This window comes from Enterococcus larvae (assembly GCF_017830045.1).
In the GTDB taxonomy this organism is placed as follows: domain Bacteria; phylum Bacillota; class Bacilli; order Lactobacillales; family Enterococcaceae; genus Enterococcus_L; species Enterococcus_L larvae.
The window spans coordinates 178,586-191,983 of record NZ_JAEDXU010000005.1; the positions used below are offsets into that span (position 1 = coordinate 178,586).

Consider the following 13,398-nt stretch of genomic DNA (forward strand, 5'->3'; position numbering starts at 1 on the left):
AAGCTCATCAGGAGTAATAAAGTTATTTCTGATGAGCTTTATTGATACTATAAGTGATGATGAACTTATTTCATCAGCCGATGCTTAGAAGAAAATCGGCTGAAAGACCTATATTAATGACGAGAAAATTTTGATAATGTAAAATAGAATGTAGAAGAATAATGGAGGAGATCACATGGCGAAAATCATGATTGTTGAAGATGAGGCGACTATACGCAGCTTGATCATGAAGGAACTGGAAAAATGGGAGCTGTCAGTAGTTGGAACAACAGACTTTCATCAAGTATTGGAGGATTTTCAAAATGAAGAGCCTCAGCTGGTTCTGTTGGATATCAATCTGCCGGTATATGACGGCTATTATTGGTGTCAGAAAATCAGAGAGATATCTAAGGTGCCGATCATCTTTATTTCCAGTAGAAACACAAATATGGATATGATCATGGCGATGAACATGGGTGCAGACGACTTTGTCACAAAACCCTTTCAGTTAGATGTATTGGTTGCGAAAATCAATGCATTGCTGCGTCGTTCTTACAATTATTCTGAGCCGGGCAATGAAGTGATGGAACATAACGGCATCACCTTGAACTTAGATAACGGCAATATGGAGATTGCAGGTCAGACAATCGATTTGAGTAAAAACGAATACCGACTCTTGTATTTATTGATGAAAAAGCACGGCAAGATTTTAACCCGAGAAAAACTGCTTCGTTCTTTATGGGAGGATGAACGGTTTGTGGACGACAATACGTTGACCGTGAATATCAATCGCTTGAGGAAAAAAATCGAGCAGGCCGGCATCAATGGGTATATTGAAACCAAGGTAGGTCAGGGATATATTGTTCCTTAGACTGGTTAGGAGAAGAATATGGCATTTTGGAAATATATAAAAGATCAGTGGCTTCTTGTTATTGGCTGGCTGTTTTTTATGGGACTCACTAGTCTGATTCTGTGGCTGTCGCCAACGCTGCACCTTAGCTTTTCCTCAATCAGTTATCTTATGCTTTTAGGGTTGTTGGTTCTGACAGCTGTTTTGCTAATCGATTTTCAATTAAAAAAGAGATGGTGGCGGGCTTTGTATACTCCGGATCATCCGCCGATGCTGGATCAATATTTGAAGAATGCCGGGAGAGCAGATGAACAGCTTGTGCAGGAGTATGTTAATGGACTGCTGATTGAGCATAATAAGGTAATGGAGCAGGTGATCGATAATCAGCAGGCGTACAAGGATTATATTGACTCATGGGTGCATGAAATCAAGGTTCCCTTGGCAGCACTACATTTGCTTCTTGATTCGATGGAAGATGATATCGAGGACGAAGCGTATTATCAGACCGAGAATGAGCTGATTAAAATCGATGAATATGTGGAACAGGTTCTTTATTATTCAAGGCTGGACAGCTTTTCCAGAGACTATCTTATTCGAGAATACTCATTGAAAAAGCTTGTTCAATCTGTAGTAAAGACACAAGCAAATTACTTCATTCAGAAAAATATTCACTTTTCCTTAGTCGGAGAGGATCAGTTGGTTTTGACCGATGGCAAGTGGCTGGAGTTTATCTTCAAACAGCTTTTAAGTAACGCCCTGAAATACACACCAAATGGCGGTGAAATCGAGGTTGATATTTCTAAAGATAAAACAGGCGTCATGCTGTCATTAAAGGACTCAGGCATTGGTATTCCTGAAGCGGATCGTCATAGGATTTTCGATAAAGGCTTCACGGGGGAAAACGGGCGATTGAACGAACAGCATTCTACAGGCTTGGGACTCTATCTGGCAAAAAGCCTGTCTGATAAGCTTGGGCATCAGTTAACTGTCGCATCTGATGAAGGAAAGGGAACCACTCTACAGCTCTTTTTCCCGGTAATCAGCTATTATCATGAAACCCGCTAACAATAAAATAAAAAATGCAGAACAGGAACAGGTAGCCATCCAATTGAAGGCTGTCTGTTTTTTGATTCTGCAAATTGCCAAGTTTTGTTGTCGAAAAAATATTGACAACAAAACTTGGCATGTTATACTTGTTTTGACAAGTAAACTTGGCGCTTGAAGATAAGAGCTTATCAACTCATGAGTAAAATTAAGGGAGGAACTAAAATGAATAAGGAAGAGTTATTGCAGCGGGCACGAAATTCGAAAGAAAATCAAAAGGAGGGGATCGAGCAGCAGCAAATGCTGGAAGGCGCAAGATATGGCGCTCTTGTTTTTTGTATCCTTATGGTTGTATTGATGATTTATACGTTCCTTAAAGGGCGGTTTATGGAAAGCCGCTTAGTCTTAGCAGTCGTCTGGCTATACATCCCAGCTGCTTTGTATGGAATGGGGAAAATGGATGAAAAAGGGAACAGGCAAACAAAAACAATTATCTTCTGTTCGCTTGTAGGGCTGGGTTTCTTGATTTCCTACTTCATCAAAAGCTGGTGATTCGATGAATGAAGAGCTGGTACTTAAAAATCATCTGAAGGAAGCACGCAAGGCACAACATCTTTCGCAGGCTCAATTGGCAGAGCTGGTAGGTGTTTCAAGAAATACCATCAGTTCCATAGAAACTGGTCAGTTCAATCCTACTGCCAAGCTGGCGCTTATACTCTGCATTGCCTTGGAAAAGAAATTCGAAGAGCTGTTTTACTTTTGATCATGGGTGCAAATAAGTGTGATAAAAAGAAAAAATAGAATAGTAGGATTGCCGGAGCCGCTCTCAACTATGAGATTACTCCGGCTTTTTTCTGAAATCAGGAAAGTTGATTTTCAATTTTCATGGGGATAGCCTGAATGTTCCAGTCCGTCTTATTTAGACCAGTAGCACCATCTTACAACAATAACAGGAAGGCAGGATTATTCATCATATTTTTATTGTACATCATGCTGGTTTATTGTTAGACTGTTGGAGGAATGTTTTTGACGAGCATTTTCGTCGGCAATTATTCTGGAAGTGGTTCAAAACGTCGGTAAATGAATGTTTTCCGGCATTTTTGTGGCGTTCATCAAGTGGAGAAGAACAAGGGGATTGAGTAGACTGCTGATGCTGTTGTCTTCATGGAAGCGTCGATTCTAATTACAAGTACTTTATGGGATAAATAGGGGCATAAAATTATTATTTGGAGGATACCATGTCGATTTTTAGAAGAAAGGCGCTGACGGCGCCTGCTGCTGAAAGCAGTGGAATGAAAAAGGAGTTAAAAACCAGCGATTTGATCATGTTAGGGATCGGTGCAATCGTCGGTACAGGGATATTCGTTATTACCGGCGTAGCCGCAAAGGAAAATGCAGGACCTGCGCTGACACTATCATTTTTAGTAGCTGCCGGTGCAATTATCCTTTCCGGCCTGTGTTATGCGGAATTTGCTTCACGAATCCCTGTTTTGGGTGGACCTTATGCGTATATGTATGTCGTGTTCGGTGAAGTTGTTGCCTGGATGACAGGCTGGTTGGTTATTTGTGAGTTCTTTCTGGCAGTATCATCCGTTGCTTCCGGCTGGTCAGGGTATGTTCAAGGATTTTTGAGTAGCTTAGGTGTTGAGCTGCCGCAGGCCTTAAGTGGTGCGTACAATGCTTCGGAAGGAACCGTGGTGGATTTGATTGCGGTACTGGTCTTGATATTCGTGACTTTCTGGGTGTCATTGGAAGCAAAAACAGCGTTGCGTTTGAATAACTTGATGGTGTATGTAAAATTCGGTATTATTTTATTATTTATCGTTGTTGGTATTTTCTATGTGAAGCCTGCAAACTGGCAGCCTTTTATGCCCTTTGGGTTTTCCGGTGTAATCAGTGGTGCGGCGATCGTGTTCTTTGCTTTTCTTGGCTTTGATGCTGTAAGTATGGCAGCAGAGGAAGTGAAGAATCCTCAGAGGGATATTCCCAGAGGGATCATCGGTTCGATTTTAGTAGCTACGATCCTTTATATAATTGTAACGCTGATTTTGACAGGAATTGTTCCTTATACTTCCTTAGGGGTTAAAGATCCTGTAGCGTTTGCAATGCGATTTGTTGAAAAGGATGCTGTTGCGGGGATCATTTCTGTTGGTGCTATTTTAACTCTGCTGACAGTAACGATTGCCATGATGTACAGCTTGGCTCGAATTATTTATGCCATCAGTAAAGATGGTCTGTTGCCTAAATTCATGAGTAAAATCGATCCAAAAAGACGAACACCGAAAAATGCGACATATGTTGCCGGGGTGGCCTCCATGTTATTTGCCGGTTTCTTCCCGTTGAACTTGCTGGCAGAGCTGACAAATATTGTGACATTGATGTATTTGATTTTCATGGGCTTTGGGATCATTCGCTTGAGAAGTATGTTCGGGGAACCAAAAGAGGAGGAGTTTCGCATCCCCTTCGTGCCGATTTTACCGCTTGTATTAGTGGTGGTGAGTATTGCACTTATGCTGCAGCTGCAGGCAGCGACATGGCGTGTTTTTGCCGGTGCATTGGTTGTCGGTTTTATCATTTACTTTGCGTACGGCTATCGTCACAGTAATTTAAACAAATTGGATCAATAAAATGAAAATTGAGACAGAAGCATTCATCTTCGATTTGTCAGCTGGAAAAGTTCTTCAAGAAATTTTGAAGGGGATCGGCTGTTGATCGAAGAATGTGCCTCTGTCTCTTTATTTATAGTCCAGCGATTACCATGAGAAGATGATTGCAAAGCCCAGTGCAAGCACTTCTCTACTGTACATATTTGGTGTGATCGATGTTTGAGAGTGAGCCGGCAGTCCGCTGATTGTTTTGAGCCCCAATCGGCGAGCCAGAAGTTTTGAACGATAGATATGGAAGTCACTGGTGACAATCACGGTTTTGCCAAGATCAGCTTTCTCCATAGCATTTGCAATGTTTTCCTTGGTACTGGTTGATTGATCCTCTTTGATGATTTTCTTGGAATCAATATTATGCTGAATCAGATAGTCTGCCATGACATTGGCCTCTGAATCAGGCTCGTCAGATCCTTGGCCGCCGCAGACAATGACTGTAGCTTGCGGATTTTTTCCAATAAACACAATGGCCTCATTAAGGCGTTCTTTTAAAACACTGCTGGGGTAAGCATTTTCTTTACTTGTTCCACGCACCTGTGCCCCCAAAATAAGGATCGTGTCCGGTTGGTCGACCGGTATGTCCTTTGTTCCCCTAAAAATCAAGAATAGAATTGTACCAGCATATAGAATGCCGACAGCGACCAAAACAACCAATAACCGTATCATTTTCTTCATCGTACCCCTTCTTTCTTACAGTATATAGTTTAGAGGAATAGAAAGGTGATTTATCTTATCTTCAGGTACTTTAAGCAATTTTTAATTTTCTTTAGCTATTCTTGAATAGTTCTTAATAGAATGAGAAGTACGTAGCTCAACAACAGTGAAGCAGATTACTAGATAAGAAACGGCCATTCCTATATGATTATAAAAAGGATATTTATTTTGTTTCTAGCTTATATGTCCATTTTTCAGTAATTATTAAAAAAATTCATAAATAAAGTCTACGATATTCAGATCATTTATGGTAAAATAGGAAAATGTCTAGTTATATGAACTATCTATTTTGTAGAGTGGAATAATTAGTGCAGATGTTGGTTGAAAATAGTATAAAAATAAAAAGGAAGATCGATGAAATGGAAGAAAAAGATTTAGAAACCCGGGCTACAAGGAGTAGCCGGACAAGCAATAATCAAACTGGGAAAAAGCCCAAAAATAAAAAGAATCGTCCAATCATGGTACCTATGGTAGCAGCAATTATGATATTTACGTTATTTCTACTCATTGGGTATGCATTTTTTCAATCACATTTCTTACCGATGGCTGAGGCCAATGGAACAAAAATCGGGTGGATGAACGTGGATGCAGCGCAGAAAAAATTGGAAGAGCTTAATGGCGCACAACAGGTAGTCATTGAATCGGCCGAAGGCGAGCAGCAAGTCATTGATTTACCGGAAAAATACAATGTGACGAAGGAATTTTTGGATGAGAATATCAGTCAGTCTTCTATCAAACTGCCGATCAACGAGACGTTTAAAGCAGAACTGGAAGCAAAGCTGAATGAATTGACCTTTGCTGAAGGAGCACCTAGTCAGGATGCTTACATTGAACGTGGTGAAGCAGGTTTTCAAATTGTTCCTGAACAATACGGAACAGTGGTTGATAAAGCTGGTCTGATGGAGAAAGTCCTTGCTGACGTGGAACAAAATACAGGCGAATACACATATAATGTGGCTGATTTCTATCAAAAGCCTGCTGTTCTTAAAGACAGCGAAGAGTTGACAAATCAGATGGCAGCACTGACACAAAAAGAAAATAAAACGATCACTGTAGCTATTAGTGATAAATCTGTACAAATACCTAAAGAAACGTTGCAGACTTTCCTTAATGGAGAAGGAAATGCAGATCAAGCAGCTGTTGAAGCGTGGGTGACACAAATCAGTCCGGAGTATTCTTCAATCAGTCAGCCGATCACCTTCACGAACATCCATGGAGAGACAAGACGTTACCTAAACAACGGCAGCTACGGTTGGTCGATCAATATTGCTGAGACAGCAGCTTTGATTACACAGGCGGTGGACAGTGCCAATGGGGAAGAAACAGTGACTGCGGTAATCGACGGGGATGTGAATCAATCATCCGTTGTTAACCAGACATATGTTGAAATTGATTTGAATAATCAGATGATGTACTTTTTCCAAAATGGGGTCAAAACGATTGAGACACCTGTGATTACTGGACGTTATAACAAAGGAACAGCAACAGTACCGGGCTTCCATACAATTCTTTATAAAGATACGGACACGAATTTGGAAGGAAGCATGCTGGACGGTTCAAAATATAGTGTACCTGTAAAATACTGGATGCCGCTATTAAGCTATGGCCAAGTAGTTACCCAAATCGGTATCCATGATGCTGATTACAAGCTTGAGCACTTTGGGAACAAGGAAGCTTATATGACAAATCTTGGAAGTAACGGCTGTATCAATACACCAGGAGATGCAATGTCTCAACTATTTGCGGCTTCTTATCCTGGAATGCCGGTCATTATCTATGGAACAATTTACGATGATGCGCCAAGTGAATTTGATAAGCCAGTCGATCACGGCGAACCTGTATAATTGAATAAAATCAAGCAGATTGGAAATTTTTTCAATCTGCTTTTTTGTGGTTTACTAGAGTGAAAAAGCAGAGGATAGCCCTGTTCATCAGCAAGAAGAACGTTTTTAAAAAAATGTATTTATAGTTAGGATCGAAGAGACTATACTGAGGATAAGTGAATTGTCAGAATGAGGATTTAGGAGGGGAATAGAATCAAACGAATTTATAGAGCACTCGAGGAAATCGATGATAAGGAAATTTTGAGAATAATGGCATCTGGAAGTAAGGAAGAACGAATGCTGCTGCCTCTTAGAGTTGGGGAGTACTGTCATGATTGGAAGAAATCACAGGATATCTGTTTGTCGCTGATTGATGATGATGAGGAAGCTGTGCGAGCAAATGCGGCTCTTGGGCTTGCCTATGTTGCTCGGACTAAAGGCAGACTTGAAAAACATCAGGTCAAGCCGGCATTGCTTATGCTTTTGAAAACCAGTCAGGAATACCGTTGGCGAATCATTGATGCGATAGAGGATATCAATATGTTTTTGGACTGGAAAATTGGACAAAAGGCAGTTGAAAGGTTCAAGAATGAGAGTGATCAATAAATGTATCCATGTTCATCTCACTGGTTTTTTTGACAGCCGGTCGAAAATGCAGAAGCAGATTTTGTAGAATCGTCGCCTGTTACTTGAAGGAAATTATTGTAAAAGTTGAATGAATATAGTGTATACTGATTGTTGAAACACTGTCGATACTGGGAAGAAAGGACTGGGGAAAAGATGCCATTTGTACATATTGAGTTGGTAGAAGGCCGCAGCGAAGAGCAGCTGACAAACATGGTCAAGGAGGTCACACAAGTCATTTCTAAAAATACCGGAGCGCCGGAACAGAATATCCATGTCATTGTGAATGAAATGAAAAAAGACCGATACGCACAAGGCGGAGAGTGGAAGAAATAACTTAGGACGATCCTATCGCTTGCATACAGCTGACAAAAGAAAGGGCTGTGAGACAAGGTAGTGTTAGTCATGTATTTCTGTACAGGGATAACAAAACGAGCGTCGGAAGATATGAAAAGCTTCCGACGCTCGTTGTATTTTTTTACTCGGCACTTGGCTCTGTATCAGAAACCAAGTATTGTTCGATCATTGCTTTAGTCATTTCTTTCCCGTGGTGGCAAATCGGACAAAGCATATAGTAGGCAGAGGATGTAGTGAAGAGCGGTATCCAGAAAAGTGTAAACTTCCTGCCGACTTGCTTTGCTTCCATGACTACATCATTATTACAGTTTCCGCAAGTACAGCGGACAACAGTCTCTCCTAAATCCTTTTCAAAGCCTCGTGATCCCCAAACAATAAACATAGTTATTCTCCTTTTTCCTTTTATAAGGTTTAGCATAGCAAACTTCATAGAGGCAATCAATACACCAAGAGCAATTCGTAAAAACAGCAAGTGGATCAGTCAAAGGTCAAAATATTTGAGAAGGGCTTGCTTTTTTTCAAAAGAAGTGATTAAATTAGAACATAATTGATTGATGAGAAAGACAACTGAACCTGAAGGCGATCTTTTAGAGAGAAAAACCACGGCTGAAAGTTTTTCAGATACTGCGCAGGGGATGACCACTTTCAAAACCTTTGTTGAAACGAAGGCGGTACTGTACCGTTATCACATTCAAGGAACAAGAGCTATTTGTCTTGTTTAAAATTAGGTGGAACCACGAATCTTCGTCCTAGTATCTAGTCATAGATACTGGGACTTTTTTGTTCTTCTAATAATAGCCGCCTTGAAGCCTGCTGATTTCAATTATTACGTATTCCTGTTATTATTCAGATGGAATCAATGAGGGTTTGATCAGCGGAAATGCACAGTTTTTCAATCAATAAAATTCAGAGGAGGATTACATATTATGTCAATCAACATCACATTTCCTGATGGCGCAGTCAAAGAATATGAGGCGGGTGTCTCTACTTTAGACATCGCCAAAGGCATCAGCAACAGTCTGGCAAAGAAAGCCTTAGCCGGAAAATTCAACGGAGAGCTGATCGATTTGGATCGACCAATCGATATAGACGGTAGTATTGAAATCGTGACACCGGACCATGAAGACGCATTGGGTATTCTACGCCATTCAGCAGCACATTTGATGGCGAACGCATTACGTCGTCTTTTCCCAAATATTAAATTTGGCGTAGGACCTGCTATTGACAGCGGATTTTACTATGATACAGATAATGGTGATGCACCAGTCACAGCGGAAGACCTGCCGGCTATTGAAGCTGAGATGATGAAAATCGTCAAAGAAAATAACCCAATCGTCCGTAAAGTGGTATCAAAGGCAGAAGCTTTGGAGCTGTTTGCAGATGATCCATACAAGGTTGAGCTGATCAGTGAGCTTCCGGAAGACGAAGTGATCACCGTTTACGATCAAGGAGATTTTGTTGATCTATGTCGTGGAGTCCATGTTCCTTCAACTGGCCGCATTCAAATCTTCAAGCTATTGTCAGTAGCTGGGGCATATTGGAGAGGAAATTCCGATAATCATATGATGCAGAGAATTTATGGTACAGCTTTCTTTGATAAGAAGGATTTGAAGGAATTCATCAAGATGCGTGAGGAAGCAAAAGAGAGAGATCATCGTAAATTAGGTAAAGAGTTGGAATTGTTCATGATCTCTCCTGAAGTTGGTTCAGGGTTACCATTCTGGCTGCCAAAGGGAGCAACAATCCGTCGGACGATCGAACGTTACATCACAGATAAAGAAATCAGTCTAGGTTATCAGCACGTGTACACACCAATCATGGCTGATGTCAATCTATACAAGACATCAGGACACTGGGATCATTACCATGAAGACATGTTCCCGCCGATGGATATGGGCGATGGAGAAATGCTGGTGCTTCGTCCTATGAACTGTCCGCACCATATGATGGTTTACAAGAATGATATCCACAGTTACCGTGAACTGCCGATCCGTATTGCTGAATTGGGTATGATGCACCGTTATGAAAAATCGGGTGCTCTTTCAGGTCTGCAGCGTGTGCGTGAAATGACATTGAACGATGGTCATACATTTGTTCGTCCTGATCAAATCAAGGACGAATTCAAACGTACCTTGGAGTTGATGGTTGCTGTTTATGAAGACTTCAATATCACTGACTACCGTTTCCGTTTAAGCTATCGTGATCCGAACAATACAGACAAGTATTTCGACGACGATGCAATGTGGGAAAAAGCACAAACAATGCTGAAGGCAGCAATGGATGAAATGGAGCTGGACTATTTTGAAGCAGACGGTGAGGCAGCCTTCTACGGTCCGAAGCTGGACGTTCAGGTAAAAACAGCTCTTGGTATGGAAGAAACACTATCAACTATTCAGCTGGACTTCCTGCTTCCTGAGCGTTTTGATTTAACTTATGTTGGAGAGGACGGCGAAAATACTCATCGTCCGGTCGTTATCCACAGAGGAATCGTATCAACAATGGAACGCTTTGTCGCTTATTTGACAGAGGTCTATAAGGGCGCATTTCCAACTTGGCTGGCACCGATTCAAGCAACGATCATTCCGGTTTCTGTAGAAGCGCATTCAGAATATGCGTATGAGATCAAGGAACGTCTTCAAGCGCAGGGCTTGAGAGTAGAAGTAGATGATCGCAATGAAAAGATGGGTTACAAGATTCGTGCATCACAAACCCAAAAAGTTCCTTATCAATTAGTTGTAGGGGATAAAGAAGTTGACGATGCGACTGTTAATATTCGCCGCTACGGAAGTAAAGACACCGCTGTAGAAGAGCTGAACATTTTTATCGACAGTATGGCAGCTGAGGTCCATAACTTCAGCCGTTAAAAGACAGAACAAGGAAGTCGAGCAGAGATGCTTTACTTCCTTGTTTTTTACTATAAGTCTGAAAAGCAGTATGTAACAATCGCCTCGTCTCTCTCAATGGGAGAGAGAATGCTTTTTTTGCAGCTGAAAAACGAATCTGTTCCCTCAGAAAAAATGATAAAAGCAGATTTATGGAGAAAATTTTAAATATTTGCTTAGACCTGCTGTTTCCTCTATGATTTTCTGCCATTATTCGTTAAAATAGGAGAGCAGGACTTTTCCTGAGTGAAAGGACACGACTATGAAGAATATGAACTTTTTAGATAAATGGAAAAAAAATCAAGAAGAGCCAAATACATATAAAGCGAGAAAGTCTCACATTCCCTTTCGGTTGAACTTTCTATTTTTTATTATCTTTGGTCTATTTGTTTCGCTGATCGTCCGCCTTGGCTACCTTCAAATCGTAGAAGGTGACAGCTATGTGGAACGAATTGCTCAAGGGTCGAATCTAGTGGTTCAGTCAGGGTCACCGCGTGGGGAGATTTATGATGCGAATGGAAAGGTTTTAGTGAGTAATAAATCGAATCTGGCAATTACCTATACAAGAGGGAAAAATGTTGAAGCAGAGGATCTCATGGAGATTGCGAATCGAGTGAACGAATTGATCCATGTACCGGCGGATGATTTGACTGAACGAGATAAAAAGGATTACTGGCTGGCAAACAAGGACAACTTGAAAGCTGCGCAGGAACGCCTGACCGATGAGGATAAAAAAGACGAGAGCGGCAATACTATTGTGGATCAAAGTACCCTTTATGCATTGACCGTTGATAAGGTGACCGAAGAAGAAATCAACTTCGATGAGCATACGCTTCAGGCTGCAACAATCTATAAGCGAATGAATTCTGTTTCTGAGCTGAATACGACCTTTATCAAGAACGAAGAAGTTTCAGAGGATGAAGTAGCTGTTGTAGGAGAGCATACAGCTGAGATCCCAGGAGTTTCAACAGGCATGGATTGGACACGAGAGTATCCGGAAGGCTCTGTTTTACGAAGCATCCTTGGGACGATTTCTACAGAAAAAACAGGGCTGCCGGCAGAAGAAGTCGATGAGTATCTTGCAAAAGGCTATGCCCGCAATGACCGTGTAGGAACCAGTTATCTAGAGAAGCAATATGAAGAGGTTTTACAGGGAACAAAATCAAAATCTGAGCTTTCTCTTGACAGCACCGGAAAAGTAACGAACCAAACCCTTCTTTCAGAAGGAGAAAAAGGGCTGAATCTGAAGCTGACGATCGATACAGAGTTTCAGAAGAAGCTGGAGGAAGTCGTAGAAGCACAGTATCAACAATTACTGAATAGTGGGAATGCACCTTATTCTGACGGAGTTTATATTGCTGTGACTAATCCAAAAACTGGCGCAATCCTGGCGTTGGTTGCCTATGATCATGATGTTGCAACGAATGAGCTGACCTCTAATCCACTGGCAACTATCAATAAGGCTTTTGTACCGGGATCTGTTGTCAAGGGCGCAACTTTGACAGCCGGGTATGAGAGCGGCGTGATTCAAGGAAACGATGGAATGGTGGATGAACCAATCCAAATTGCCGGAAGTAATGTGAAAGCATCGAACTTTAACCCATATTCGAAGATTCCAATCACTGCCCAACAGGCGTTAGAATATTCATCCAACTCCTACATGATGAAGCTAGTCTTCAAGATGTTGGGAACAGAGTATTCACCTAATATGATGGTTCCTTATACTACAGGAGATTCTCGTGTATTTGAGATTTTAAGGAATGCTTATGCAGAGTACGGGATGGGTGTAACAACTGGGATCGACCTTCCAGGAGAATCGACAGGTATCGTTAATACAGCTTTTGATGATCCAACATTGGCACCAAATGCCGGAAACCTACTTGACCTTTCCTTTGGTCAGTATGATACGTACACAGCTTTACAGTTGGCGCAATATGTTGCAACTGTCGCAAATGACGGCAAGCGGATGGAGAACCATATCGTTGAAGGGATTTATGAAAACAATCCTGACGGAACATTGGGTGCGTTGAAGGAAGCGGCTCAGCCGAAGATATTGAATGAAGTAAATATCTCCACGGATCAAATGAACCTGATCAAACAAGGATTCTATGATGTTGTATACGGAAATCATGTGTATACAACTGGGAAATATATGAGTGACGCATTGATGACTGTAGCAGCTAAAACAGGTACAGCCGAGACGACCTATGTAGATGAGAATGGTACGGCTCATGACACAGTCAACAGTAACGTGATTGCCTATGCTCCGTATGATGATCCGGAAATCGCAGTCAGTGTTATTCTACCTAACTTAAACAACAATAGCGAAAACTTTAAAAACAACCAATACATGGCAAAAGCAGTTATCAATGCTTATGCTGAAATGTACAAGCAGTAATTTTGTAAAGGAGAACTCCTTTACAAAATTACTAAAAAGTCTGGTAATTCATAATTAAACATGATAT

The 13,398-nt window shown here is 41.2% G+C and carries 13 protein-coding genes; 11 read left to right on the forward strand and 2 right to left on the reverse strand.

Translation table 11 applies throughout. The annotated features are described in order from the left end of the window. Positions 1-175: 175 nt before the first annotated feature. The 5 genes from sapR (at position 176) to I6N96_RS11350 (ending at position 4,500) form a co-directional block, all read left to right on the forward strand. Positions 176-850 (forward strand): two-component system response regulator SapR, encoded by a 675-nt coding sequence (gene sapR, locus I6N96_RS11330; protein ID WP_209557651.1) that lies wholly within the window; start codon positions 176-178, stop codon positions 848-850. Positions 851-868: 18 nt separating this feature from the next. Next, complete coding sequence (sapS, locus tag I6N96_RS11335; protein WP_209557652.1) at positions 869-1,894, forward strand: two-component system sensor histidine kinase SapS; 1,026 nt, start codon at positions 869-871, stop codon at positions 1,892-1,894. Positions 1,895-2,098: 204 nt separating this feature from the next. After that, complete coding sequence (locus I6N96_RS11340; protein WP_209557653.1) at positions 2,099-2,425, forward strand: DUF6442 family protein; 327 nt, start codon at positions 2,099-2,101, stop codon at positions 2,423-2,425. Positions 2,426-2,429: 4 nt separating this feature from the next. After that, positions 2,430-2,636, forward strand: a complete 207-nt coding sequence (locus tag I6N96_RS11345; RefSeq protein WP_209557654.1) for a helix-turn-helix transcriptional regulator — start codon at positions 2,430-2,432, stop codon at positions 2,634-2,636. 475 nt (positions 2,637-3,111) lie between these two features. Then, positions 3,112-4,500, forward strand: a complete 1,389-nt coding sequence (locus I6N96_RS11350) for an amino acid permease (protein ID WP_209557655.1) — start codon at positions 3,112-3,114, stop codon at positions 4,498-4,500. 126 nt (positions 4,501-4,626) lie between these two features. Here the strand turns inward: I6N96_RS11350 and I6N96_RS11355 are convergent, their stop codons facing one another. Then, positions 4,627-5,208, reverse strand: coding sequence for a YdcF family protein (locus tag I6N96_RS11355; protein ID WP_209557656.1), 582 nt, complete (start codon positions 5,206-5,208; stop codon positions 4,627-4,629). Positions 5,209-5,606: 398 nt separating this feature from the next. On the opposite strand from I6N96_RS11355, the gene I6N96_RS11360 reads away from it, so the two are divergent. From I6N96_RS11360 to thmT, 3 genes are all read left to right on the forward strand, one after another. Then, positions 5,607-7,091, forward strand: coding sequence for a L,D-transpeptidase family protein (locus I6N96_RS11360; protein ID WP_209557657.1), 1,485 nt, complete (start codon positions 5,607-5,609; stop codon positions 7,089-7,091). Positions 7,092-7,340: 249 nt separating this feature from the next. Continuing rightward, the gene (locus I6N96_RS11365) at positions 7,341-7,676 is read left to right on the forward strand and encodes a hypothetical protein (protein WP_209557658.1); all 336 of its coding nucleotides are present in this window, start codon (positions 7,341-7,343) and stop codon (positions 7,674-7,676) included. 174 nt (positions 7,677-7,850) lie between these two features. Further along, positions 7,851-8,030, forward strand: coding sequence for a 2-hydroxymuconate tautomerase (thmT, locus tag I6N96_RS11370; RefSeq protein ID WP_209557659.1), 180 nt, complete (start codon positions 7,851-7,853; stop codon positions 8,028-8,030). Between the two features lie 142 nt (positions 8,031-8,172). On the opposite strand, the gene I6N96_RS11375 is transcribed toward thmT, so the two are convergent. Beyond that, positions 8,173-8,433, reverse strand: a complete 261-nt coding sequence (locus I6N96_RS11375; RefSeq protein WP_209557660.1) for a zinc-ribbon domain-containing protein — start codon at positions 8,431-8,433, stop codon at positions 8,173-8,175. Positions 8,434-8,605: 172 nt separating this feature from the next. Between I6N96_RS11375 and I6N96_RS11380 the strand changes: the two genes are divergently transcribed. The 3 genes from I6N96_RS11380 to I6N96_RS11390 all read left to right on the forward strand — a co-directional run bounded on the left by I6N96_RS11380 (position 8,606) and on the right by I6N96_RS11390 (position 13,331). Continuing rightward, complete coding sequence (locus tag I6N96_RS11380) at positions 8,606-8,773, forward strand: hypothetical protein (RefSeq protein WP_209557661.1); 168 nt, start codon at positions 8,606-8,608, stop codon at positions 8,771-8,773. A 204-nt stretch (positions 8,774-8,977) separates the two neighbouring features. Then, positions 8,978-10,915 (forward strand): threonine--tRNA ligase, encoded by a 1,938-nt coding sequence (gene thrS, locus I6N96_RS11385; protein WP_209557662.1) that lies wholly within the window; start codon positions 8,978-8,980, stop codon positions 10,913-10,915. Positions 10,916-11,195: 280 nt separating this feature from the next. After that, a complete protein-coding gene (locus I6N96_RS11390; protein ID WP_209557663.1) occupies positions 11,196-13,331 on the forward strand; it encodes a peptidoglycan D,D-transpeptidase FtsI family protein in 2,136 nt (711 codons plus the stop codon). The last annotated feature ends 67 nt before the right edge of the window (positions 13,332-13,398 follow it).